This is a genomic window from Vibrio sp. 10N.261.52.C2 (assembly GCF_041471425.1).
In the GTDB taxonomy this organism is placed as follows: domain Bacteria; phylum Pseudomonadota; class Gammaproteobacteria; order Enterobacterales; family Vibrionaceae; genus Vibrio; species Vibrio crassostreae_C.
Map to the genome: position 1 here is coordinate 65,064 of NZ_JBFROH010000022.1, position 25,588 is coordinate 90,651.

At 43.7% G+C, this 25,588-nt stretch carries 20 protein-coding genes and 3 pseudogenes; 16 read left to right on the forward strand and 7 right to left on the reverse strand.

Annotated features, from left to right (window positions below; all coding sequences use genetic code 11):
* Positions 1–8: 8 nt before the first annotated feature.
* Positions 9–620, reverse strand: a complete 612-nt coding sequence (locus AB4307_RS09390; RefSeq protein WP_017061462.1) for a toxin-antitoxin system YwqK family antitoxin — start codon at positions 618–620, stop codon at positions 9–11.
* Between the two features lie 509 nt (positions 621–1,129).
* Here AB4307_RS09390 and AB4307_RS09395 point away from each other — a divergent pair.
* Positions 1,130–2,902, forward strand: coding sequence for a sodium:solute symporter family transporter (locus AB4307_RS09395; RefSeq protein WP_017061461.1), 1,773 nt, complete (start codon positions 1,130–1,132; stop codon positions 2,900–2,902).
* A gap of 85 nt (positions 2,903–2,987) precedes the next feature.
* On the forward strand, positions 2,988–4,604 hold the full coding sequence (locus AB4307_RS09400; protein WP_372131689.1) for a polysaccharide lyase 6 family protein: 1,617 nt from the start codon (positions 2,988–2,990) through the stop codon (positions 4,602–4,604).
* 173 nt (positions 4,605–4,777) lie between these two features.
* On the opposite strand, the gene AB4307_RS09405 is transcribed toward AB4307_RS09400, so the two are convergent.
* Positions 4,778–5,275 (reverse strand): peptide-methionine (S)-S-oxide reductase, encoded by a 498-nt coding sequence (locus AB4307_RS09405; protein ID WP_372131691.1) that lies wholly within the window; start codon positions 5,273–5,275, stop codon positions 4,778–4,780.
* Positions 5,276–5,514: 239 nt separating this feature from the next.
* On the opposite strand from AB4307_RS09405, the gene AB4307_RS09410 reads away from it, so the two are divergent.
* The 3 genes from AB4307_RS09410 to tnaA all read left to right on the forward strand — a co-directional run bounded on the left by AB4307_RS09410 (position 5,515) and on the right by tnaA (position 10,542).
* A complete protein-coding gene (locus AB4307_RS09410; RefSeq protein ID WP_372131693.1) occupies positions 5,515–6,630 on the forward strand; it encodes a YcjF family protein in 1,116 nt (371 codons plus the stop codon).
* Entirely contained in the window at positions 6,617–8,293 is a 1,677-nt protein-coding gene (locus tag AB4307_RS09415) for a GTPase family protein (protein WP_372131695.1), read from the forward strand. The genes AB4307_RS09410 and AB4307_RS09415 overlap by 14 nt, the downstream gene beginning before the upstream one ends.
* A gap of 776 nt (positions 8,294–9,069) precedes the next feature.
* The gene (tnaA, locus tag AB4307_RS09420; RefSeq protein WP_371721980.1) at positions 9,070–10,542 is read left to right on the forward strand and encodes a tryptophanase; all 1,473 of its coding nucleotides are present in this window, start codon (positions 9,070–9,072) and stop codon (positions 10,540–10,542) included.
* Between the two features lie 127 nt (positions 10,543–10,669).
* Here tnaA and AB4307_RS09425 read toward each other — a convergent pair.
* A pseudogene (locus AB4307_RS09425) lies at positions 10,670–10,780 on the reverse strand (LysR family transcriptional regulator); the annotation flags it as partial.
* 81 nt (positions 10,781–10,861) lie between these two features.
* Between AB4307_RS09425 and AB4307_RS09430 the strand changes: the two are divergent.
* On the forward strand, positions 10,862–11,101 hold the full coding sequence (locus AB4307_RS09430; RefSeq protein WP_017069969.1) for a VPA0252 family protein: 240 nt from the start codon (positions 10,862–10,864) through the stop codon (positions 11,099–11,101).
* 214 nt (positions 11,102–11,315) lie between these two features.
* Complete coding sequence (locus AB4307_RS09435) at positions 11,316–11,633, forward strand: Dabb family protein (protein ID WP_372131697.1); 318 nt, start codon at positions 11,316–11,318, stop codon at positions 11,631–11,633.
* 146 nt (positions 11,634–11,779) lie between these two features.
* On the opposite strand, the pseudogene AB4307_RS09440 reads toward AB4307_RS09435, so the two are convergent.
* Positions 11,780–11,890: pseudogene (locus tag AB4307_RS09440) on the reverse strand (DUF3103 family protein); the annotation flags it as partial.
* Positions 11,891–12,012: 122 nt separating this feature from the next.
* On the reverse strand, positions 12,013–15,030 hold the full coding sequence (locus AB4307_RS09445; RefSeq protein WP_017069971.1) for an EAL domain-containing protein: 3,018 nt from the start codon (positions 15,028–15,030) through the stop codon (positions 12,013–12,015).
* A gap of 484 nt (positions 15,031–15,514) precedes the next feature.
* Here AB4307_RS09445 and AB4307_RS09450 point away from each other — a divergent pair, with 484 nt between their 5' ends.
* The 8 genes and pseudogenes from AB4307_RS09450 (at position 15,515) to AB4307_RS09485 (ending at position 21,861) form a co-directional block, all read left to right on the forward strand.
* A complete protein-coding gene (locus AB4307_RS09450; RefSeq protein WP_102332139.1) occupies positions 15,515–16,933 on the forward strand; it encodes an SLC13 family permease in 1,419 nt (472 codons plus the stop codon).
* 6 nt (positions 16,934–16,939) lie between these two features.
* Positions 16,940–18,295 carry an ATP-binding protein gene (locus AB4307_RS09455; protein ID WP_372131699.1) on the forward strand — a complete coding sequence of 452 codons (1,356 nt, stop codon included), beginning with the start codon at positions 16,940–16,942 and terminating at the stop codon, positions 18,293–18,295.
* Positions 18,282–18,755, forward strand: coding sequence for a response regulator (locus AB4307_RS09460; protein WP_017062404.1), 474 nt, complete (start codon positions 18,282–18,284; stop codon positions 18,753–18,755). Before AB4307_RS09455 ends, AB4307_RS09460 begins: the two co-directional genes overlap by 14 nt.
* Before the next feature lie 490 nt (positions 18,756–19,245).
* Positions 19,246–19,746: pseudogene (locus tag AB4307_RS09465) on the forward strand (opioid growth factor receptor-related protein).
* 199 nt (positions 19,747–19,945) lie between these two features.
* Complete coding sequence (locus tag AB4307_RS09470; protein ID WP_372131701.1) at positions 19,946–20,386, forward strand: hypothetical protein; 441 nt, start codon at positions 19,946–19,948, stop codon at positions 20,384–20,386.
* A gap of 61 nt (positions 20,387–20,447) precedes the next feature.
* The gene (locus AB4307_RS09475; RefSeq protein ID WP_017064207.1) at positions 20,448–20,948 is read left to right on the forward strand and encodes a hypothetical protein; all 501 of its coding nucleotides are present in this window, start codon (positions 20,448–20,450) and stop codon (positions 20,946–20,948) included.
* A gap of 69 nt (positions 20,949–21,017) precedes the next feature.
* The gene (locus tag AB4307_RS09480) at positions 21,018–21,467 is read left to right on the forward strand and encodes a GNAT family N-acetyltransferase (RefSeq protein ID WP_372131703.1); all 450 of its coding nucleotides are present in this window, start codon (positions 21,018–21,020) and stop codon (positions 21,465–21,467) included.
* Positions 21,460–21,861, forward strand: coding sequence for a hypothetical protein (locus tag AB4307_RS09485; RefSeq protein WP_017062409.1), 402 nt, complete (start codon positions 21,460–21,462; stop codon positions 21,859–21,861). The genes AB4307_RS09480 and AB4307_RS09485 overlap by 8 nt, the downstream gene beginning before the upstream one ends.
* Positions 21,862–22,072: 211 nt before the next feature.
* Here AB4307_RS09485 and AB4307_RS09490 read toward each other — a convergent pair whose 3' ends face one another.
* Positions 22,073–23,101 (reverse strand): methionine synthase, encoded by a 1,029-nt coding sequence (locus AB4307_RS09490; protein ID WP_017062410.1) that lies wholly within the window; start codon positions 23,099–23,101, stop codon positions 22,073–22,075.
* A gap of 45 nt (positions 23,102–23,146) precedes the next feature.
* Positions 23,147–24,124 (reverse strand): DUF1852 domain-containing protein, encoded by a 978-nt coding sequence (locus AB4307_RS09495; RefSeq protein WP_029405689.1) that lies wholly within the window; start codon positions 24,122–24,124, stop codon positions 23,147–23,149.
* Between the two features lie 340 nt (positions 24,125–24,464).
* On the opposite strand from AB4307_RS09495, the gene AB4307_RS09500 reads away from it, so the two are divergent.
* Positions 24,465–25,274, forward strand: coding sequence for a sulfite exporter TauE/SafE family protein (locus tag AB4307_RS09500; protein WP_372131705.1), 810 nt, complete (start codon positions 24,465–24,467; stop codon positions 25,272–25,274).
* Positions 25,275–25,588: the final 314 nt, after the last annotated feature.

Here is a 25,588-nt window from a genome sequence, read left to right on the forward strand (position 1 = left end):
CTTGAGGCTTAGCTTTCTGTAGGCATCCACACCTGTTTAGAGGTGACTTTGTGATCTTTAAAGGTCAGTTCTTCAACTTTGTCACCGTTAGTATTCCAGCGAGTAAGTTTTCCGTTCGCGACTTCACCTTCATCAAACTTCGCTTGGCTGGCCTTATTACCGTTCGGGTAGTAGTCCGTTACCAATCCATCTTTTTGTCCGTCGCTGTATTCAGCTGTCAGGCTTTGTTCCCCATTGGGATACCAGCGAGAGGCGGTGCCTGATAATTCATTGTCTTTATAATTGAGTTCTGCTTTTTTCTGTCCGTTTGGATACCAGGTTTCAGCTTTGCCTTGCAGTTCACCTTTTACGTAATTCACTTTAGAAGCGACTTGGCCATTCGGATACCAGTTAGTTTCTAGCCCAAGTTCTAAGCCATCGGCAAACTGAGCTTGGGTCGCGACTTGGCCGTTATCGAACTTCTCTTCAAATTGACCAGTGAAAGGTTTTGAATGGTTTACTTGGTAAGCCACGCCTTTACGCATCTGTAAGTAGTCAACAGCATCTTCACGCGGTGTTGCTGCATAGCTCATAGAAGATACCGTACTAAGAGCAATTAAGATTGGAACGTATTTCTTCATAATGACACCTTTTTATTGGACGGGGAAAGTGTAACGGGTGTGTTAAAAGCATTTCACTTCCGTGTATCCCTGTCAGTATCTAATAGTGGTTTTCAAGTTTTCATTATTGGCTGCCTAATATAGGGAACTTTTAAAAGCAAATTATCGATCTTATTTGTACTACAAATATATTGGTTTAATTCATTTTTATAAATTATATCTAACGATATTTTTGCTGCTCTTCTTTAAGCTTTGATCGTCAAGAATAATAGTTTTTAACGATGAATCTTCGATTTTTAGAGACTTTGTTCATGTTTTTCGGGGTTTTGGTCGAAATTTAGTGCGGATAACTGCACTGACTTGAGGAATTGCGCTCCTAGGTGGTGCAACTTTGAACTCGATCACTTGTATGATTAATTGAGTGTCAGACTGTAAGATCATTGTCACGCATTTGGATTATTGTAGTACAAATATACTTGCCATTTATTTATAGTGACCTCAACAAAAAAACATAAATAAAAGGTCTAACGATGGAACTCAATACCCTGATAGTTGGCATCTACTTCCTATTCTTAATTGCGATAGGGTGGATGTTTCGAACGTTTACAAGTACGACAAGTGATTACTTCCGTGGGGGAGGTAATATGCTGTGGTGGATGGTAGGTGCAACCGCATTTATGACCCAGTTCAGTGCTTGGACATTTACTGGTGCAGCAGGTAAAGCCTTTACCGATGGCTTTGCCGTAGCGATTATCTTCATCGCGAACGCATTCGGTTACCTAATGAACTACCTTTACTTCGCTCCGAAGTTCCGTCAACTGCGTGTTGTGACGGTAATTGAAGCGATTCGTATGCGTTTTGGTAAGGTGAATGAGCAAGTATTTACTTGGTCTGGTATGCCAAACAGCGTTATCTCTGCAGGTATTTGGTTGAATGGTCTAGCAATCATCGCATCGGGTATCTTCGGCTTTGATATGACAACGACGATTGTCCTAACGGGTCTGGTTGTACTAGTAATGTCAGTAACAGGCGGCTCTTGGGCGGTAATCGCATCTGACTTTATGCAGATGGTTATCATCATGGCGGTAACGGTGACGTGTGCTGTGGTTGCGATTTACCACGGTGGCGGCGTTACGCAGATCGTTAACGACTTCCCAACGGATTCGTTCATTACGGGTGATAACCTGAACTACATGAGCATCTTCAGCATCTGGGCTGTGTTCATCTTCTTAAAGCAGTTCAGCATCACCAACAACATGCTTAACTCTTACCGCTACCTTGCTGCGAAAGATTCAAATAACGCACGTAAAGCAGCTCTACTTGCTTGTGTACTAATGACGCTTGGTCCAATCATCTGGTTCATGCCTTCTTGGTTCATGGCAGGTCAAGGTGTTGATTTAGCAGCAGCTTACCCAGAAGCTGGCAGCAAAGCCGCTGACTTCGCTTACCTTTACTTCGTTCAAGAATACATGCCTGCAGGTATGGTTGGCCTTCTGATTGCCGCTATGTTCGCAGCAACAATGTCTTCAATGGACTCAGGTCTAAACCGTAACTCAGGTATCTTCGTTAAGAACTTCTACGAGCCGATTCTTCGTCCTAAAGCGACAGAGAAAGAGCTAATGGTTGTTTCTAAACTAACGTCTACCTTCTTCGGTATCGCGATCATCTTGGTTGCTCTGTTCATCAACTCTCTTAAAGGTCTGAGCCTTTTCGACACCATGATGTACGTGGGCGCATTGATCGGCTTCCCAATGACAATTCCAGCATTCTGTGGCTTCTTCATCCGTAAAACACCGGATTGGGCAGGTTGGGGCACGCTAGTTGTAGGTGGTGTGGTTTCTTACTTCGTTGGTTTCGTTATCACTGCGGACATGATTCAAAACTGGTTCGGTCTAAATGAACTAACTGGCCGTGAGTGGGCTGACCTGAAAGTGGCTATCGGCCTTATCGGTCACATCATATTTACTGCTGGCTTCTTTGTTCTTTCAACACTGTTCTACAAGCCTCTTGCTGAGCACCGTGAGAAAGACGTAGACAAGTTCTTCAACAACCTAGCGACGCCACTAGTTGCTGAAAGTAATGAACAGAAGAAACTGGATAACAAGCAACGTCGTATGTTGGGTTCACTTATCGCGGTAGCGGGTGTGGGCGTAATGACTATGTTCGTACTGCCAAACCCAATGTGGGGACGCATGGTATTCGTTCTGTGTGGCTTGATTGTGTTCTCTGTTGGTCTGTTACTTGTTAAAGCAGTCGATGACAAAGTCGAGCAACAAGACGAAGTGACTCCAGCCGAAGGCTAATTTAATACGCATCCTAAATAACATCACGGCCACCTGAACGGGTGGTCGTCATTTTTATAATCCAAACTTTAATGTGAGATGTACGATGAACAAAAAACTATTATCGGTAAGCATTATTAGCGCGTTCACACTCGCTTTTGCAACAGGCTGTACAACACAAGAAAAAACAGCACCCGTAGTCAGTGTCGCTGAACAAGCTACGCCTGCTGTTAGCGAAATTGACCGTAGTCACCTATTGAGCAGTGACCGCTTAACAGAGGTAGATGGCGACACTTTAGCCGTTGCTTCGGAAGAGCAAGTGGCTGCGCTTAAAGCACAATTTGAAAACCTAAAAGATGGCGACGAAGTGGTTATCCCTGCCGGTAAATACGCGAACTTAGGTCAAGTGACGATCACGGCGAATGACATCACTATCAAGGCAGAGCAAGCAGGTTCTGCGTGGATCACGGGGTTGATTCAGTTTGAACTGAAAGGCGATGACATCACGCTTGATGGCTTGGTATTTACTGAAGGCGGCCCTAAAGAACGCTTTGGTGCAGTTCGTATGATGGGTAATGGCAATACGCTTCAAAACTCAACATTCTACTACTTCAACCACGATTACACGTACGAGCCAGACGAGCGTCGTTCTGAGTATCCAAAGTACCTTTGGGTATCTCTATGGGGTAAAGACGGCAAAGTCATCAACAACCGTTTCGAAGGTAAACAAAAACGCGGCACTTTGATTGGTGTACAAAAAGATGACACAGCTGACAACCACCTGATCGCAAATAACATCTTCATGGATCAAAAGCCTAACCAGTTCAACGAATTCGACATCAAAGAAGCGATTCGTTACAACGGCAACAGCTGGGAAGCGATCCGTATTGGTGATTCTAAATCTTCACAGTGGGATTCAAGTTCTAAGTTCGTGAACAACCTAATGATCGATATGGATGGTGAGCGTGAGCTTATCTCGATTAAGTCGGGCGACAACACGATCTCAGGCAACACGATCTTCCAAAGTGCAGCTCTTATTTCACTGCGCCACGGTAAAGGCAACACAGTTGAGAACAACATGATTCTTGGCAATGGAAAGCGCCTAACGGGCGGCATTCGTATCTACGATGAAGATCATGTGATTCGCAATAACTACATTGCCAACACTCGTGGTCGTGATGGTGTGATTGAAGGCAACGCTGACCTACGTGGCGGCATTGTTATTAACACGGGCATCATCGACGTAGCGAATGGTGAGCAGCTAGATCAATCGGTGAAAGGCAAAGAGCTTAATAAGCAGTGGACACCGAAAAACATCACGATCGAGAACAACTCGCTAGTTGATACTGAGTGGGGTATTGTTTACGGCAACCAAAGCCACCGTGTAAGTTTGTTTGACAACGCAGAAGTGGAAGGCATTTATGCGGGCGTTGATGTGGCTTTCAAACACAACGTGGTTGATAACTCGCAGTCACCTGAGTTTGTAAGTGTCCGTGCAACGCAAGACTTCCCATTAGTTGGCGCAACCTACACAGACGAAACTTACGTAGGTCAAGTAACGGATTCTGAACTGATCGAAGGCTACTCGGTTGAGCTACCAAAAGTCGTTGTAGAAAACGGCATGAACGCTTACCAAGGTGAAGGCGCAGACGTGTCTAAACTTGCGGTTGTGACAGCTGAAACAGCGGGTCCAGACTACGTGCTTGAGAATACGACTAAGTAATTTATTAGTTAATGGCTAATGGCTAATGGCTAATGGCTAAAGGTTAATGGCTTGAGCTACCAAATCAATTCACGATAGCTGTCCTGACCATAACACTTAAAAAGCCTCAACAGATAATGTCTGTTGAGGCTTTATCGATCTTAGGTCGTGATCATCTCAATCTTACGTCGAGACTACTGTGATTTATACTTATGCAGTAGATCCCAAGGGATATGACATAAGTGGTGATCTTCAGGGAAGTGACTTAAGTGATGCTGGTGGATGTCGTCGCTGGCAACATAATTGGTCAACGGCAACACCTCAACAGCGATACGGTCGGCATCATCTCTTGAAGAAATATAGTGCTTAGCTTCGGTTAAGTGTTCTGCATTAGTGCTGTATACACCTGTGCGGTATTTCTCTCCGACATCGACACCTTGTTTATTCAAGCTGTAAGGGTCGATAATCTCAAACAAGTGTTCCATCAAAATCGTGACTGACGTGATGTTTGGATCAAATTCAATTTGTACGCACTCCGCGTAGCCATTGTAATCGCTTTGTGTCGTTTTGTTCTCTGTTGGCTGGGCGCTTCCATTAGCACGGCCTGCTTCTGTGCTGATAACACCAGGAACGTACTTAATAAATTCTTGTACACCCCACAAGCAGCCGCCAGCTAAATAAATTTGTTCCATACTTCTCTTTGAGCTCTCTGTGTTTGTTGATGTTCGTTAGGTACCCGAATCAATACGATGATACCCGTACGTATAAAAAAGCGTCTATAAAAATGAGCGCGCAAATAAAAACAAGCGTTTAGGCATTGTAAACCTGTGCGACTGAACAAACATAAGTTTAATATGATTTGTGATTATATAAGTCAGTATTGCTTTGTCATCAACTCGAATCTCAACATCAAGTGAGCGTTACTCTAAACATGTTTGATCAAATAAAAGACTTCATTAATCCGAGCAAGAACCCAGACTTGACTCAGGCTCATGAATATCAGCGCAAGCATCTTCCTACATTGTGGCTGTTGGGCAAAACGGGGGCGGGCAAGTCATCGTTTATTCAAGCGGTCACGGGCGACTCTTCTGTAGAAGTGGGCAATGGTTTTGCGCCTTGTACCATGACGGCGATGTCGTATGAGTTTCCGCAAGACAAACCCGTGATGAGGTTTCTTGATACCAGAGGACTCAGCGAAGCGAATTACGATGCGAAAGAGGATTTGGAAGAGATTGGTCAGGCAGGTAATGCGTTAGTCGTTGTAATGAAAGCCGACGAACCTGAACAATCCGCTGTGCTTACGGCTCTAAAACAGATTAAGAAACAGAAGAAGATTAAACACTTGTTGCTGCTTCATACGGCGGTGTTGTCTTCCAGTGAACCAGATCGAGCAAGGCAAATTCAGTTCAACAGCAACCAAGTAGAGAAGGCTTGGGGTAAAGAGTTTGAATCGGTAGCGGTCGATTTCGAAACGGATGACAACGCTATGTCTAACAGCGAAGCGGTTTACAACTATGACATCTTGTTAGAAAAGCTGAGCAGTATTCTTCCGGTGATAGGAATGATGGTGCAAGACAAAGAACATTCCACGCAAGAAGAAGCCAACTTTGATCAAGTAGAAAACGAAGTGCTTTGGTATGCAGGAAGTGCCGCAGCGAGTGACCTGATTCCGGGTGTTGGTTTGGTGTCGGTACCTGCGATTCAAGCCAAAATGCTTCACAGCTTGGCCAATCAATATGGGGTCGAATGGAATAAGAGAGTCTTTAGTGAGTTGATAGGCACTCTGGGAAGCAGCTTTGCTTTGCAATACGGAATGAAGCTGGGCACTCGACAGTTGATAAAGCTGATTCCAGTTTATGGTCAAACGGTAGGTGCGGTGGCTGCAGCGGCAATGAGTTTCGGCACCTCTTATGGTTTAGGTCGCGCGGCTTGTTTTTACTTCTATCATAAGAACAAAGGTGAAGAAGTGTCTGAACAAGAGATGCAGAAGATCTACAAAGAATCTCTGAATAAAGGAAAGGCGGCGTCGGGTTATGAAGAAAATTAGAAACCTATTTCGATTACTGGCGGTGCTATCGAGCGGACGCTGGGGCATTGCCCTGATTTCGGCGATCTTCCCAAGCATTATCATGATGGGTTTTGGTGTCTTCTTGGCGATCAAATACGGTTATCTACTCGAAATGTCGATTGCCATTGCCGTGAGTACCTTGGTGTTCACCATTCCTTTATTCATTTCTAGCCGTTCTTCAAGCCGCTCTTCAAATAAAGAGTCTTTCTCGAATAAAGAGAGTGGCGGCCTTGGCGAGGATACTGCTGAAGCTGAATCACAGCATAAAAAAGCTGATATCAACGATGCATTGGTTAAGGCTTCGGCTGATTGGTCTCAAAAAGAACTGTCGATCTGGAATGATTCAAAACACCATGTACGCCAACAATTAATGGTCGACATAGAGTGGGGTAACCTAGACCAAACCGGTTTAGAGGTACTTGAATTTGTTGCGAAAAAGTTTGATAAGAAATCACTCGATTTTTCGATTCCTGAAGGGCTAAAGCTGTTCGAAGAGGTCAGCCGACGCTACAAATTGGTAGTGCGAGAGCATATCCCCGGCATTGAGTATCTCAAGGTTTCTTACATCAAAGCGGGCTACGAAGCCTACGATAAATACGGTGAGCTAGGACAGAAGATCTTCAAAGCGGCTATTTGGGGTAACCACCTTAAAAACTTGTATTTGAATCCACTCAAGGTGATTTCTGATTTAGGACGAGAACAAGCGACAGCAACGATGACAAGGGGTGTGGTTGATGACATGCAATACGCCGCCAAACAAGCCTTGTTAGATGAAGTTGCGGCGGTGGCGATTGACCTCTACAGCGGACGTTTCAGCATTGAAGATGAGGCACTTAAAGTGTCTGATGTTTCTGAACTCGACGAACAACGCTTTGCTCCAGAGCTAGAGCCTGTGCGAATCGTGCTGGTGGGACAAACCAGTTCGGGTAAATCTTCACTTATCAATGCACTCAAGCAAGAGTTGGTTGCAGAAGTGGATGTGCTGCCATCAACCGACACTTCAACGGTGTATAACGTGTTTGTCGACGACAATGATGTTCGAGTTGTTGATCTTCAAGGGCTTGATGGCAACTCTAAAACCGAAGCCTTAATGCTGAAAGAGATGACCCAAGCCGATGTGGTGCTATGGGTATTGAAAGCCAATCAGTCTGCGCGTGATTTGGATAAGCAATTGAAAGATAGATTTGATGCTTTCTATGACGATCCGAAGAACATCTCACGTAAGAAGCCGATTGTGGTGTCGGTTGTGAATCAGGTAGACAGATTAAAGCCTGTAGACGATTGGCAGCCACCGTATGACTTAGAGAATCCAACATCGACCAAAGCGAAGATCATTGCTCAAGCGCTCGAATACAATCATATATTGCTGCAAACCGATATCGTGTTACCGCTGGCGATTGCGCCAGAAAAGGTACAGTTTGGTTTAGATACTTTAAGGCAGACGTTGATAGAGCGTATCGCTGACGCAAATAACGTTCAGAGAAACCGCCAACGTTTAGAAGCCATGAAAAGAGGCTCGTCGGTTAAAGGCCAACTGAATAAAGCAGTCAAAGTGGGTAAGAAGGTGGCACCCAGCGTATTGAAAGCGGCGACACCAAAACTGGCTGAAATGGCCATCAAGCAAGCCGTGAAGAAGAAGTAAGTCATTCACTGCGAATACGGTTCTGGTGAGGTTTGAGCCTCATCAGAATTTATCTTTTCTAGATCGGCGAGTTTTGGATCTTGGATTTTTAAGCTCAGTAGCTCTCTAGAAGACAGCTTTTTAGAAAACAGCCATCTTCGCCCCTTATTAGAGATGTATTGAGTTTAAAAGAGATTCGATATTATTAAGTAACTCGCTGAACTAGTTTAATAGTATATAAACGGCTGTGATTCACAGTTTATATAACGATGCTATCGTATTTAATTATCATTCTAAATGTTGATCACATTTATACTTTTCTAAGCTGTATTTATAAAACAATTGCACTATATTTAAACTTCGGATCATCTTGATTTCAACGTAGGGATATATTGTGAACATGTATCTGAAATGGCAATCAACAACTTGGCTAACCTTGTTAGCTTGGTATACCTTAGATCACCAACTCTCGTTCCACCTTTCTTCAGAGTAGTACCCTCTAGGCGTCACGCGCCAGCAAAGCAGCGAGCTTTGTTTACCTATCAGCAGCTTTGATAACCTTTGAACGTATGAATGTCGCACTTATTATTCCGTGTAGGGTATTCGTTTTTTGTCGTTCTCGCTAATTATCTTAGCCTCTGTTTAGGTTTGATTAATAAGTCATTATTTAATTTGTTTATTTTCACTGTTAATTTTCTGTGTATCTTTATACGGAACTATTAATTTAATAGTGAGGACTCGTGACATCTAAAGAAAATACATTTCGACCTGATCGGAATGTATTGAAAGGTACTATTATGGAAAATTTCAAACATCTACCAGAACCGTTTCGTATTCGTGTTGTAGAACCAGTAAAAAGAACAACCTCTGCATATCGTGAGCAAGCCATTGTTGAAGCGGGCATGAACCCATTCTTACTGGATAGTGATGATGTGTTTATCGACTTACTGACAGACAGTGGTACAGGTTCTATTACTCAGCGTATGCAAGCCGCGATGTTAATGGGTGATGAAGCTTACAGTGGTAGCCGCAGTTACTACGCATTGTCGAATGCGGTGAAAGATATCTTTGGCTATGAGTTGACGATTCCAACACACCAAGGGCGCGGCGCAGAGCAGATCTACATTCCTGTTCTTATCAAGAAGCGTGAAATGGAAAAGGGACTCGATCGCAGCAAAATGGTCGCCTTGTCGAACTACTTCTTCGATACAACACAAGGTCACACCCAAGTGAATTGCTGTGTGGCGAAGAACGTTTATACCAAAGAAGCGTTCGATACATCAGTGAATGCGGACTTCAAAGGCAACTTCGATGTGGTGAAGCTGGAAGAAGCGATCTTAGAAGCGGGCGCGGCCAATGTTCCTTACATTGTGAGTACCATTACTTGTAACTCTGCTGGTGGACAGCCAGTGTCCATCGCCAATCTAAAAGCCGTTTATGAAATCGCTCAGAAGTACGATATTCCTGTGATCATGGACTCGGCACGCTACGCTGAAAATGCTTACTTCATTCAACAACGTGAAGCGGGTTATCAGGATTGGACAATCGAACAGATCACGCGTGAGTCTTACAAATACGCGGATGGTTTAGCTATGTCTGCCAAGAAAGATGCCATGGTACAAATGGGCGGCTTGTTGTGCTTTAAAGACGACGCTTTCATGGATGTGTACACAGAGTGTCGAACCTTGTGTGTCGTGCAAGAAGGCTTCCCAACCTATGGTGGTTTAGAAGGTGGCGCGATGGAGCGTTTGGCGGTTGGTCTGTATGACGGTATGCGCCAAGACTGGTTGGAGTACCGTATTGGTCAGGTTCAATACCTTGTTGATGGCTTAGAAGCGATGGGCATCGTGTGCCAGCAAGCAGGCGGTCATGCTGCGTTTGTGGATGCGGGTAAACTGCTTCCTCATATTCCAGCAGGTCAGTTCCCAGCACATGCTTTGGCGTGCGAACTCTATAAAGTCGCGGGTATCAGAGCGGTTGAGATTGGGTCTTTGCTGCAAGGACGCGACCCAGCAACAGGTGAACAACACCCATGTCCTGCTGAGTTGTTGCGCCTTACCATTCCTCGCGCGACCTACACACAAACACACATGGACTTCATTATCGAAGCATTCGAAAAAGTGAAAGAGAATGCAGGACAAGTGAAAGGGCTCGATTTTACCTACGAGCCGCCGGTGTTAAGACACTTCACTGCGCGCTTGAAAGAGGTAGAGACCAGCGAGAAACAAACAGAAAAAAAGAACGAACAAACGCTCGAAGAAGCATTTTAAAATAAAAACATAAGCGAATAGTCACTAGAACCCTAATCAAAGGCTCCCTCGGGAGCCTTTTCTTTTTTTGGATGGTAGGGGAGTTAGGCAGTTAAGCCTTTAAGTAGTTAACCCGTTAAAAGCTGAACTACGCTTGTTTGTTTTTCAGGGTAGATTTCAACATTTGGAATAACCACTGATTCAAAGGTGCGTCTTTTTGCGAGCGGCGGCAGCTCATCACATAGCTCACATCTATGGTTCATGTTCGATTGTTAAAGTTACTCCAACAAAAACACAGATACCAAACGAACAAAGAATTAGAAATACAACGAGGTGATGTATGAACAAGTTAATCGCACTTGGATTGATGGCTTTGTCTATGAACACGGCTTTCGCGGCTGACGGTACTTATGCGAGTACTCTCGATATGATGAGAAGCGAAGGCAATCAAGTAAAGGCTGAGCGTGTTGAATCTGATCCAGTGCTTGAAGGAAGAAATGACGCCGCTAATGGCGGAATAAAATTCCAAAAGAACGTTGATCAAGACCAAACGATCCAGCTTACAGGTCGTCGTGATTAACGTTAAAGATGTGCTTACCATTGTCATGAGAAATGCTGCGCCCTCGGGTGCAGCATTTTTCGTTATTGGGTTGTGGAGTATTTTATAAACTCTAGCGATCTAGCCTTGGCATGTTGTGTAACGTGTGGCATTTTGTTGTTCTCTAATTTAAGAACGCGACTCGGTGTTGGTTAAGCATTACAAACCAGTAAGCGAACGCTCGAAAGGACTAGGAATGACTCAAAAAGAAACGGGAATGATTCGTCATATTCTACTGATTAAGTTTAAAGAAAACGCTGAGGCTTCAGAGGTTCAAAAACTAAAGATGTTGTTTGAAGCGATGCCAAACAAGGTTGAAGGGGTCACTTCAGTCGAGTGGGGGCTAAATGACAGCCCTGAAAACAAGAATCAAGGTTATACCCACTCAGTGTTAATGACATTCGCCGATGAACAAGGCCGTCAGAATTATCTTCCGCACCCAGAGCATGATGCGCTGAAAGATGTGTTTCGTCCGCTTTTAGAAGACATCATTGTGTTTGATTACTCCCTGTAATTAGGTTCTGAGTAGGTCTCTTGTGTTTTACTTACCTTCGATAATGAAGAGTTAGGGCCTAGCGATTAAGCCCTAACTCAATAAGAAACGACTTACTCTGTTGGCGAAATAGTGACTGGTGCAAACGATGCGACAGCATTCCCGCCTGCGCCCCAGCGGTAGCGAGGCCAGAAGATAACTGTCTGATTGGGGTAGTACGTCTGTTTGTCGTAGTCCAGATAAGGCATCTCAACGAGGTCTATCTGTGGTTCTAAACGACCTTTATGTCATCTACTGTTTATGCTCATTTTTATTCCGTTAACCTGCCAATAGGCAGTAAAGTTAACGCAAAGCGTGAATAAGAATGGCATTACTTTTAAATAATGCCGTTGTGCCACGGTTAAGCTCTAGTCAATTTGATAGCCACTTCTGATTCCAGTTCACTTAATGGTCGAGGTTTACTGAAGTAATAACCTTGCAGCAGATCTATCCCCAGTCCGTTTAGGCGTTGGTTATGATCAGCAGTTTCCACCCCTTCAGCTACAACACGATAGCCCAAGCTTTTACCCATCATGATCATAGTGTTGACGAAGTCTAAGTTGGTCTGCCCTTGAGTTATGTCAGAGATAAATGAACGGTCGATCTTTACTTCACTTAGTGGAAGTTGCTTTAGTAGAGATAGAGAAGAGAATCCCGTGCCAAAATCGTCAAGAGAGATAGAAATTCCTACATCGTGTAGTTCTTTAAGTGAGTTTATGCATAACTCGTAATCGACAATTGCTGCTGACTCGGTTATCTCAATACAGAATAACGTCAAAGGAAGCTGGTATTGGCGAATAGTTCGAATGATTTCTTGAGCGAAGTGAGGCTGTATCAGCTGTTTTGCACTGATATTAATGGAAATATGGCTCATGGTTTGTAGCCATTCAGATCCTTCAACATCCTTACAAACTCGATGAATGATACATTCACCAAGCTTGCTGATTAGGCCAGCTGATTCAGCAACCTCGATAAACTGGTCAGGAGGGACATCCCCCAATGTTGGAGATTCCCATCTTGCTAGTGCTTCAACAGCAGTAATCTTTTCATCTTGCCCACAATATTGAGGTTGGTAGTGCACCTTTATTTCTTGTTGAGCGATGGCACGACTGAGTTGGTGCTCTATTTCGATTATGTTTTCCGTCTCTTTTGCCATTGACCTTTGAAAGTTGAGATAGCTTTGTCCTCCCAGCTTTTTAGCTTGATACATGGCAATGTCGGCCTGCTTAATTAATTCTTCGGCACTTACTCCATCATAAGGATACATAGCGATGCCTAGGCTTCCTTGGCTGATAATCTCAATATCATCAACGATCAATGGGTTTTGAACGGCATTTAAAATCTGCGTGGCGAGTGCGTTGATGTCTGCTTCGGAACTGACATTACACAAAAACAAGAATTCGTCACCTCCCAAACGTGCGACAAGGTGTTCACTTGATAGCACGTTCTGAATATGTTTGGTCACGTGGCAAAGAAGTGCATCACCGACGTGATGACCAAAAGAGTCGTTGATAATCTTAAAACGGTTAAGATCCATCAACATGACCGCGCGTTTTTGGTTAGGTCGATTCACAATGTGTTGCGCGATGCTTTCCATTATTTTCCGGCGATTAGCGATGCCAGTAAGCGCATCATAATACGCCATGTGTTGAATCTTTTCCGCATCTTCTCGCTCTTGAGTTACATCCGTCATTGAGCCAATGAAGCGCACAGCCTGCCCTTCTGCATTATGAACCGCTGAGCCATTGGCATGAACCCAGATATATCCGCGATGTTGCGTCTTCATCCTGAATTCACATTTGAACGGTACTTCTTCGTTTAAGTGGTTATGAATGGCGGATTCGAGAAGTTCTAAGTCTTCTGAGTGTATATATTGGAACAGATGGTCACATCCTAACTTACGATCAGAAAAGGTATCTTGACAGCCAATCATTTTGGTTAACCGACTGTTCCAGACAAGAGTATTGGTTAGTAAGTCCCAATCCCAGATACCATCGTTTGAGCTGTTAGATACTACTTTGAGCTGTTGCAACAACTGTTGGGAGTTCTTCTGACGATTGTTACTTGTATTGATAAGCTCGTCGCGCTCGATGAACAGTGCGAGCATATCTAAATAATTGTTGAATACCGATTGTGTACCGATATCTTGGTGATCTTGCAATGAATCAACAACAGCGACGAGCTTCCAGTGATCTTCTTGCCCTGAGTTGATAGGAAGAATGGAAGCAACGAAATGATCATAGCGTTCGAAAAATGGGAAATTGCGAATATCGTCTTGAATATCTGTTTGTTGCGGTAGGGTAGTTGGCTGAGTCATGCCTTTTTCTACCCATTTCCTAATAGTGTATTGCTCCGAATTACACTCAGCGAGACAGGCCCAGTCAAGATTGTTTCCGTAAAGGCTTTGAGCATCTCTAATTGAGTCAAAACCTCCTTGTGCTTGTGAATAGAAATTTTCGAATATCTCAGCGGGAGAACGCCCTTGCACATTTAAGAGGATTTGGCGAGTTGAGTTGATATCTTCTTTATGTTCGAGATCTGGGTTTGTGTTACCGCAAGACTGATGAACGATGAGCTTTTGCGGGACACTATTATTGGCATTATTAAAAGGCTTCCCAGAAATACGTTCCAACACGCGGTGAAATACTTGCGTCGCTAGAAGCTCAAGCTGTTGGTCTACTGTTGTTAACTTGGGATTGAATTGTTGACCGACGAAAATATTATCAATGCCTACGATGGCGACATCGTCAGGTACCGAGATATTGCTGTGAGACAGTTGCTCCATCATACCTACAGCATTGTGGTCAGTTGCGCAGATAACCGCAGTGCATTTGGATTTACGCTGTATAAATTCTATTGCGGCTTCTCGTCCCCCAGATAGAGAACAATTCGACACGCGGAAGAAATGGCGTTGGTTGAATGAGCCTTTATGATCAATCACCGTACGTTGATACGCTTTGAAGCGAGACCTGATATCATTAACAGTGAGATCGCCACAAAAGCCGATTTCTTCGTGTCCTTGACTTTGTAACCATTCATAGAGCTTAGTGACACCATCACTTTGCACACTATAATACTGCTCAACGGGCAGCGGCGCATAGCTTGCTCCAATAGAAATGACTGGAATGTTTGCGTTTATAGCTTCTTCGATCAACTTTACTGTCGCTGCATGGAGAACGACCACAAGGGCATCGAGATGATTAAAATATATAGGAAGTTTAAAATCTCTTCGCTCACCCGAGCGGATGAAGATCAGATTGACTTTATGGTTTTTCGCAAGCCTTCTAAGGGTTGCATTTAGCTCGCCCATGTAGAAGCCACTGAGCATAGGCAGCACAATGCCAACGGTAGGACGTTTTTTAGATGTAACAATAGTCATGTTATTAGCCGGTCGAAAGTTGTGTTGTGTAGAACTGTTTTCGGGGGAGAATAGATATCTTTTTATTATTTCTTCCATGCTCTACTAAGCGAGCTTGAAAATAAACTTACGGCAAAAGGAAATGCAAAACCACGCACAATCCGAGTAAGTCTAACTCATATATTTGAGAGGTTACTCAGAAGCGGTCCTCAATTTATGGACATGACTTAAGCGACTGATCTGTTCTGACAGTACCTAGAATAACCGGAACGGATTATGACTAGAAACGCAGAAACCACTCTCCTGAATTTAATTGCAACAATAAATGACATACAAACGTAGAGGTAGCGCACAAAATCGAAAAAGGGGATATCGCGATTACGTAATCATTGATCTAGCCGATAGTGAGATAGTGATAAGAGGTCGATAATTCGTTGTCGGATCTAAATTAGAACTTTAAATCTAATTTCTAAGTAGTTGTTATCTCAGGAAGAGTTTTTGTGCTATGCGCCCCTATATTAAATACATTATCCCTATTTTAATTCCTTTCATTATCCTCGTAATGCCGCTATCAGCGTTTCCATTTGAAGGCCTTACGATTATTCAACAACGCGTTATCGCGATCTTTTTATTAGCGGCATTGTGCTGGGTGTTCGAGCCCATCCCGATCTACGCGACGTCTGTTGTTATTATCGTTCTGCAATTATTGATGTTGTCGGATAAAGGGCTGATCTTTTTAAGGTTTGAGCATGGGGAAGAACATTTTGGTGAGCTGTTAAAATACAGCGATATCATGGCGACATTCGCTAGCCCAATCATCATGCTGTTTTTGGGTGGTTTCTTCTTAGCAATGGCCGCCACTAAATATCGATTAGACGTAAACTTAGCTCGCGTGTTGTTGAAGCCATTTGGACAAGACCCAAAGTTTGTGATGCTCGGCTTAATGTTGATCACTGGTATCTTTTCGATGTTTATGTCTAACACGGCAACAACGGCAATGATGCTCTCTATTTTAACGCCGGTACTGGCTGTGTTTGGTCCGAAAGACCCCGGTCGTGTAGCGTTTGCGCTTTGTATCCCGGTTGCCGCTAACATCGGTGGCATTGGTACTCCGATCGGTACCCCTCCGAACGCTATCGCACTTAAATATTTAGTTGGCGATAACCTCATTACGTTCGGTGAATGGATGGCATTTGGTGTGCCGTTTGTTGTGATTATGATGGCGTTAGCGTGGTTTTTAATAGGCTTTATGTACAAAGCTGACCAAAAGAAAATCGAGCTAAGCATCAAAGGTAAATTCCTTAAAACGCCTAAAGCCATTGCGGTGTACGTCACTTTTGCGCTGACCATCATTCTTTGGTTAATGGGTTCAAGCCATGGCATGAACTCTTACACCGTCGCTCTGATTCCTGTCGCTGTGTTCTCACTCACAGGGATCATCAATAAAGAAGACCTGAAGAAAATTTCTTGGGACGTATTGTGGCTTGTATCAGGTGGTATTGCGCTTGGTTTAGCGCTCGATAAAACTGGCTTAGCAAAGCTCGTGGTACACAGTATTCCGTTTGATAGCTACTCACCCTATGTGGTGTTGTTCGGAGCGGCGTTCTTGTGTTTGGTAATGGCAAACTTTATGTCTCATACCGCAACGGCTAACTTGTTAATGCCAATTATGGCGGCATTAGGTTCGTCTATGGCTTCACTCACGCCACTAGGCGGTGAGCTAACGTTAATTTTGGTTGTGACTTTTGCCGCTTCATTAGGTATGTCGCTGCCAATCAGTACGCCACCGAATGCGTTGGCTCATGCCACTGGTCATGTGCAAAGTAATCAAATGGCCAGAATCGGTATTATTTTGGGTGTGGTTGGTGTGCTACTGAGTTTTGTTATGGTGTGGGTGCTACATTCAATTGGTCACATAGGATAACGATACGTGTATCAACAAAAGCTAGAAGCACTGATCGAGCGCTATTTTAACCAAACAGAACGTCGGGTGACGTGCTGTGCCGGTAACACCATTATTGAACAATCAGCGTTAAACACTCGTTTATATTATGTGTTTAGTGGAGAACTGGAAGGGTTTTATACCGATGCGAATACACCGCAAGTGCGAGTATTTAGCGCGGGTAGTGGGGCTTTTATAGGCGTTCATAGCTTCTTTTCAGGTAATTGGACAGCATCTTCAACGGTTGTTGCTAAAACCGATGTTGAGTTAGCGTGGATCGATAAAGACACGCCTGCAGAAGATGAACGTAAATTTGGTCCTCTTACCGCACAGTTCACACCTGTAATTGTCAATGAGTTGTCGCGTCGTCAACGCCGCACAACACAAGAAGCGATAGCGAAACAAAAAGCGCTAGAGAAGTTACATACTGCTGAGCAAATGACGACCTTGGGTCAATTGGCTGCAGGGATTGCTCATGAGCTTAACAACGCTATTGGTGTCGTAAATAGTAAATCTGGTCGACTTGAAACGGTCATCATGGATCTGCTTGAAGAAGTGCATCCAGAAGCCAGTCAATTTTTCGATTTTGGGTTAATGCATGGTCAGAAAACGTCGTCGTCAGAAGCACGAACACGTGGGCGACAATTTGAAAGAAAATATGGTTTAGACAAAAACATTGCTCGCTCTCTTGCAAAGGCGATTCCAATTGATGCTTTATCTGCAACAGACGTTATTTCAAAACATTGGCTGAAAAACCCAGAAGAAGCGATTCGTTTTTGGCAGATGGGCTGTGATTTACATGATTTACGTTTGGCATCTAGACACACCGTCGGCATCGTAAAATCGGTTAAACAACTTGGCAGAGTTGATATCGACACCGAAGAAGCGGTTGATATTAACGACTCCATTAACCATGCCTTATCGTTGCTACAAAGTGAGTTACGTAGAGTGTCTGTGCGATTGAGCCCTGCGGATTTACCGTCTTTTAAAGGCTCGAAAACAGAGCTCGTTCAGATTTGGGTCAACATTGTAAAGAATGCTTGTGATGCAATGTCGAATTCAGACGATGCCGCAATAGAGATTCAAACCAGATTAAGTAAGAAAAGGATATTAGTTACGATCGCGAATAACGGCCCTGAGATAGACGAGGCGACTCGTAGAAAGGTATTTCAGCCCAACTTCACCACTAAAAAAGGTGGTTTATCGTTTGGATTGGGCTTGGGTTTATCAGTAGTTAAGCGGATTGTGGCAGGTTATGGCGGAAGTATTATTGTGAAAAGTGATGCTTCTAAAACGGTATTTAGAATCAAGTTACCAATAGAGGGTGAACATGGAGAAGCTTAATTTAATCTGTGTCGATGACCAGAGAGAAGTACTGAGCGCAGTGGTACAAGATTTAGAGCCGCTGGCGAGTTGGCTGAATATTGAAGATTGTGAATCAGCGCAAGAAGTGCTTGATCTCATTGATGAACTTGACGCAGAAGGCGAACACATTACCGTCATCGTGTCTGATCATGTGATGCCAGGGAAAACGGGGGTGGAGTTACTCACTGAAGTGTTCCATGACAGCCGCTTTCCGAATACAAAGAAAATTCTTCTTACGGGGCAGGCCACTCATACCGATACCATCAATGCGATTAATGCAGCAGGCATCGACCGTTACTTTGAAAAGCCTTGGCAAGCAAGCACATTGGTTGAGTGCATTCGTACTCTTGTCACTGAGTACATATTTGATCAAGGGCTTGATTACACGGACTATCAGAATGAGCTCGACCAGCAGGTTGTGTTGAGACGCTTGCGTTAGCCTCTTATGTTAGCGACTTACATTATTCACTAGTGTAAGTCGCTTGAAATTCTATGCACCGAAGGACGCTTTCTGAAGGGTTTTTCTTTGAAAGATGTAATCTTTCGCTGCTTATTTTACCTACCTCTTTTAGTCGTTCAGGTTTTGGTACTCAGTTATTAACACACTGGTTGCTGGCTTTAGTCTAAAACTCATACGCTACGCTACGCCAACGCCAACGCCAACGCCAACGCCAACGCCAACGGATGCATTGTGTTTTCTTCAGGAACGATTCCCTGAACATACAGCAGAGCTAAAATGTGTCGCAGAGTTCCCGTGTCGTTTGTTAGAAAAGTAAGTCGAAATTATTCAAAAGTGATTCCTAACGCGTGGGACGTGGAGTTCTAAGCCAAATCGGTACTTACAACGTAAAGGACTAGGTTTTTGACGTCTTACTGCGTAATAATGCATTCGCCCACAAGTGGGGGTTTATAGTCAGTAGGATTTTAAAATGAGTGAGATTGCTCGCTTTATATCTGGTGAAGCGCCGGACAAATTTGGTCGAAATATAGAACAGTTATTGGCTTACAATCATTTTTGGTTGGAGCATGACCATAAGTACATTCAAGTGTTCTTCCCAATAGATGAGGGGACTAAGTTTAATCAACATGCCCCGTTGGTTACTCAAGAAGATAAGGTGCTTTTTGCTAATTCAGAAGCGCTCCGCACAGCTCATCTACAAGTGCTTGACCTGATGCTTGAGTTTTGGGGTATGCAGCGAAACGGGAGTGAAATATCTTAATCGTTACTACTTAGCCCGGCTAATCACGTATGGTTAAAGAATCATGACCATAACCAGCTAAGGTTAATGCGAGCCATTCGCAGTTTGTACTTGTTGGGTAATGAAGAGGTTGCGGCTCGGTTATGTGACTTTTTAGTATCAGCGGCGACCGAGACAGGGTTGGTGTCGGATAAAACCGTTCAGTATTGGCGCAATGCCTTGGAAGGTTAGGGTTTTTCTGTGCAGAGCTTCCGGCACTGCTCATAATTGATTCTCAATGCGCGGTATTTTGTACGATGCCGCTTTCTCTATATTCAATATTTGAATGCAATTTGTGGAATATATCAAAGTTAATTAAACTGATGGTAAGTTATTACTTTTCATTATATTAGGGTTCTTTTCTTAAGGTCAGCGGATTAGGAAGAGGCTAATGAAAAAGGGATTTGTGATAGCGATATCAATCGGCTTTGTTGTCTTCTTCCTTGTTGGTCGTGAGCTTCAGTGGTTCGGGTCCAGTAATTCCGAGTCGTTTCCTAAACTTCCTGATAGTCCCCAATTTGTTCCTTCTATCGATTTCGACGGTGAGTGGCTAGGCCGCCGTATTAACACCACTGGCAATAATATGTGTGAACGCACAACCATCACCGGAACTATTCGTGAGGGTAAGGCTACTCTAAGGCTTACCTACAATGGAACACCGTTAGAGGGTTGGGTGACGGAAAACGGCGACTTACGTTTATATGCTAAACATCGCCAATGGGATTATCGTTTTTCCGCACGTGGCAGTGGCAGTAGATTTGACGGCCGATGGCACTTAACCAATGAGCCGTGCCAAGGAAGTTGGTTTCTAGAAAAGGTCGATGGCAAGTAGGGTTGTTACTACAAGACGCCGTTTAAAATTAACCAGCACAAGGTTCTTTTAGGAGAGATAAGTGATCAGATTAATCGCCGTGTTCATTGTGGCTTTCGGGCTAGGTGCATATGCGAGCTTACATGTTTTGACAGACTATGTTGTGAGCATTGAAGACAGTCATAAAGCTGCGGTGCGGCAAGGTTTTGAAACCTATAAATATGCAAATACAAAAGACCTTGCCCCATTAATTAAAACATCGAACTTGTTAGCTCGTTATAGTGCTTGTGAATTAGAGGGAGATGAAGGCGATGCGATTGCATTAGCCCTGTCTATTAACGCTATTTCCTTTGGGATGTTATCGAAGCAAGCGTCTGACCTCGATCAAGACACCTTTAGGACTGGTTTGATGATGTACGGAAAACTCAAAGACAACGAAAAAGCGTCTGGTCAGTTAACTGAAATACTTACTGCGTACTGTAAAGATAGTCTTCGCTATCTATACGACTGTGAAAAACTTTCTAATTTGTTAGGCGAAGAATGGGATACACAATGGAAGGAAGTGAAACCAGTATGTACCTAAAAATGATTCAACATATACGGCATTTTGCTATGCCGTATTCAGATGTGATTTGAAAACAAAGGACACAATATGGAAGTAAGGTTGGTCAAAGGTTCAGAGCCTAAGTTCGCTGAATCGATCACCAAAACGAATATGGCGAGTTACTATCAAGCTCGTGGAATCGCTTGGGGTCATAGCCAGTTTTTACGCAGCTGGGATGAGCTGGATAACTATGAAATTTATGTGGGGGATCGCCGTATTGGTGTTGTTCGCTTCAGTTACGCTAGTGGTACAACGTTTCTTAGGGACTTGCAGATATTAGCTGACCGTCAAGGTCAAGGTTTTGGCTCTAAGTGTCTCGATTTGGCTATTGAACATGCGAACAATCAAGCATCGGCTCAGTTAGTGTTGCGCGTGTTCAGTGAGAACCCCGCCATTAAGCTTTATCAATCAAAAGGTTTTACTCAGTTGTCTGAAGTGAAAGGGCTCGTTGAAATGGAGCTGCCTTTAGGGTCATCATTGAGAGAGTGTCATGGATAACCGTATCCAACTAAATTTTGTTAAATACTTATTTTCAGAGTTGCTGTTTATTGTTATTGCACTAGGTCTTGTCTATTGGATATCAGACGGTGATCGTTCATCGCTGCTAACCATAGGGCTGATAATTTGTGTTCCTCCATTAATAAAAATTCTAATGTTGTGGTGGAAGCTTCGCGATAGCTCGTTTGAAATCACGAACGGTCATGTACGTTTAAATGGCGTTGCTTGTGATGTGACTTTACAGCGTAGCTTTCTTCCGTTTGAAATTGGCTCATTCATCAAGCTTTCATACACGAAAGGTGCAATGCAGAAACACAATATTTACCTTTCTAAAGGCGCAATGAGCAAAGAAGAATGGAGCCGTATGTTAGCGTGTCGAACTAGGTCGCCATAAAGAAGCGACATCGCTGTTACTTGAGCTTTTAGTTTCCACGACGAATAGCGATGCGATTAAAGAGTACCAACGAGCGATCTCTTTATATGCTCAAGACCTAGATAAAACCTGGTAAGCAGCGCGTAAAGCTCATTAACTCACATAACAAAAAGCCTAAGCATCAATATGATACTTAGGCTTAAAGGCATAGTTTTTGTTCTTTAGGAAAGCGTTACGCTGAAAGCTCTTTACGAACGATCTCTGCGCCAGCACTTAGCGCATTAAGCTTCGCTGAGGCTATCTCGCGAGGTAGGGGAGCCATGCCGCAGTTGGTGCAAGGGTAGAGCTTGTCGGCATCAACGTACTTAAGTGTTTCACGTAGAGTGCTAGCCACTTCTTCCGGTGTTTCAATCGAATCGGTTGCAACATCAATCGCACCGACCATTACTTTCTTGCCTCGTACGAGCTCAAGCAGCTCAAGAGGTACATGAGAGTTGTGACACTCTAAAGAGATAATGTCGATATTCGATTGCTGCAGCTTAGGGAAGACTTCTTCGTATTGGCGCCACTCGGTGCCTAATGTCTTTTTCCAATCCGTATTCGCTTTAATGCCGTAGCCATAACAAATATGGACTGCTGTTTCGCACTTAAGCCCTTCAATGGCTCTTTCCAAACAAGCGATGCCCCAATTGTTCACTTCATCAAAAAACACGTTAAACGCAGGTTCATCGAACTGAATAATATCCACGCCTGCCGCTTCTAGCTCTTTCGCTTCTTCGTTGAGGATCTTTGCAAATTCCCACGCCAGTTTTTCACGGCTTTGGTAATGCGCATCGTAAAGTGTATCAATCATGGTCATAGGCCCCGGCAGAGCCCATTTGATCGGTTGGTCGGTTTGCTGACGTAAGAACTTCGCATCTTCAACAAACACAGATTTCTGACGAGAAACTGGGCCTACAACCGTCGGTACACTCGCATCGTAACGGTCGCGGATTTTAACGGTTTCACGCTTTTCAAAATCAACGCCATTCAGGTGTTCAATGAAGGTCGTTACAAAGTGTTGACGTGTTTGTTCGCCGTCACTCACAATATCAATGCCTGCTTGCTGTTGCTCGTGCAGAGAGACACGCAGCGCATCTTGTTTGCCGTCTGTGAGTTCATCGCCTTGAAGTTTCCATGGCGACCAAAGCGTCTCTGGTTGTGCAAGCCAAGACGGTTTCGGCAAGCTGCCCGCTGTTGAAGTCGGTAATAGTGTTTTCATAATAATATTGCCTATCCTTGGGTGGTTTGAGAGCGCAATAGACGATTAAAGTGCGTAATTTGCCGACCAGTTCTCTAGAACTGATTGGTATGGCTTAATGAACTTCTCTTCTGCGAATTTACCTTGTTCAACAGCTAGCTGGCTTCGTTCTTCACGGTCGTACACAATTTGAGTCAGCGAGTGATCCAAGTTTTTCAAGTTTGGTTGGTAACAGTTGCCCGCAACCGCGTTCGCGTTGTAAATCTCAGGTCGGTAGATTTTCTGGAACGTACCCATTGTGCTGATGGTGCTGATAAGCTCTAGGTTCGAGTAGTCGTTCAGTAGATCACCAAAGAAATAGAAAGCCAAAGGTGCAACACTGTTTGGCGGCATGAAATAACGAACCTGTAAGCCCATCTTCTTGAAATATTGCTCAGTTAAAGAAGACTCATTCGGTTGGTATTCAAAACCTAATACTGGGTGTTGGTTTTCAGTGCGGTAATAGGTTTTATTATCTGACACGCTTAAGCAAATAACAGGTGGCTTATTAAAGTTCTTTTTGTAAGCGTCAGAGTTAACGAAATATTTAAAAAGCTTGCCGTGTAAATCACCAAAATCTTCTGGAATGCTGAATTTATCTTGGCCTTTATTATGATCCAATAGACGTACGCTAAAGTCATAATCTCGAACATAAGAAGAGAAGTTATTTCCGATAATGCCTTCAATACGCTCGTTGGTTTTACGGTCTACAATATTGGTTTTTAGCACTTCAATTGAAGGGAATGCTTCGCCGTTGCTTTCAATATCCATATCAACAGAAATGATTTCAAGCTCAACAGAGTAGCGGTCGCCCTTAGGGTTATCCCAGTGCGCTAACGCGTTGAAACTGTTATCGATCATCTGTAGTGCATTGCGTAAGTTCGCTTGACGGCTGTCACCGCGAGCCAGGTTAGCAAAGTTGGTAGTGATACGCGTGCTGTCTGCAGGCTGGTAGTTTTCGTCGAGGCTAATGCTCTTAATCGTAAAATTAAATTCTTTATTCATGCTGATTTGGTATCCCAATTTTTTTCTGATTCTCTCGGTCTTTAGTATTAAAACGGCTTTTATTTTTTGCTTGTGACCGGATTAAGAATAGAAGGCTATGCTGTCTGAAATTAATGCTTAGTAGAATTAATGTCGTATAAAGTCCCGCTTAAGGTTTTTATACGTTGATAGGTTGACCATTAACAATGGTATTACTTCACATTCAACATGAGGAATATTCATGATCTATTCTGTTTGAATATTTTAGTCGGTGTCAGTTATATTAATTAGCTTGATGGAAATATAACCGCATTAATAGTGTGTTATTTAAGACGATTAATTTAATTAAGAGATGGATGAAATGAGTGAATTGCTGCTGTTGATTTTCTACTGTGCGTTACTGGGCAGTGGTGTTGGGTTTCTAGCCGGTTTGTTAGGTATTGGCGGAGGGCTGATCATTGTTCCTGTGTTAAGCAGCATTTTACTGTATTTAGAAGTTCTACCATCCGACCAAGTTGTTGTCGCGGCGATTGCTACCTCGTTGGCATCGATACTGTTCACTTCAACATCTTCTGCACTCGCTCACCACAAGAATGGCAAAGTGCCTTGGGATCTGGCGCCTTGGATCATGCTCGGTGTTGCTCTGGGTGCATTGGTTAGTGGTTTTATGGCGGCGTTTTTACCGGAAAAAGTCGTTCGTATTGTGTTTGCTGTGAGTGTGGTTCTTATTGCGATCAAGATGTTCTTAAGCAGCAAAAATGATGCGCCTAAGGAACGAAAACTGCCGAACAAAGGTGTGCTCACTGTGCTGACAACCATTACGGGTGGCTTATCTGCCATGATAGGTATTGGTGGCGGAGCATTGCTGGTTCCGCTATTAACGTTCTTCTCTGTCGATATGAAAAAGGCCATCGGTTGTGCCTCGGCTTGTGGCATTGTGATCGCGTTGTTTGGCTCGATAGGTTACATCAGTTCAGGCAGCAGCCACTTTGCTCTATCAGATGGCTTTGCTGGCTTTGTTTATCTGCCTGCGCTGTTGGGTATTGTGTGCACGTCTTGGTTTACGGCTCCGTTAGGCGCAAAAGCCACCAACCATTTACCGGTTCCAACGATTAAGAAAATCTTCTCAGTACTGCTGGTGGTTATCGCAGCAAGCATGGTTGCTCGTTAATAAAAGATCGTTCAAGTGTGAATATACAGAACAAAAACGAATAAATTGATCAACCACCAATAATTAGAAAAGGGCAGTTTCATAACTGCTCTTTTTTTGTTGTGCGCCGAGCATGGCGTTGATCTAGGAGGTGAAAGTCCTCTACGGGCTCAGTCGAGCGAGAACCGTTAGCCTATGCAAGGGTGTTCACCGTGAGGTGAAATCTGAAGGAAGCAAATGGCAAAACTTGGTTGTGACGAACAGAAATCTGATAGTAGGTCATTACAACTTGGGCAACCTAGCAATAGATAGAATAGCCCGATGCCTCGACGGGA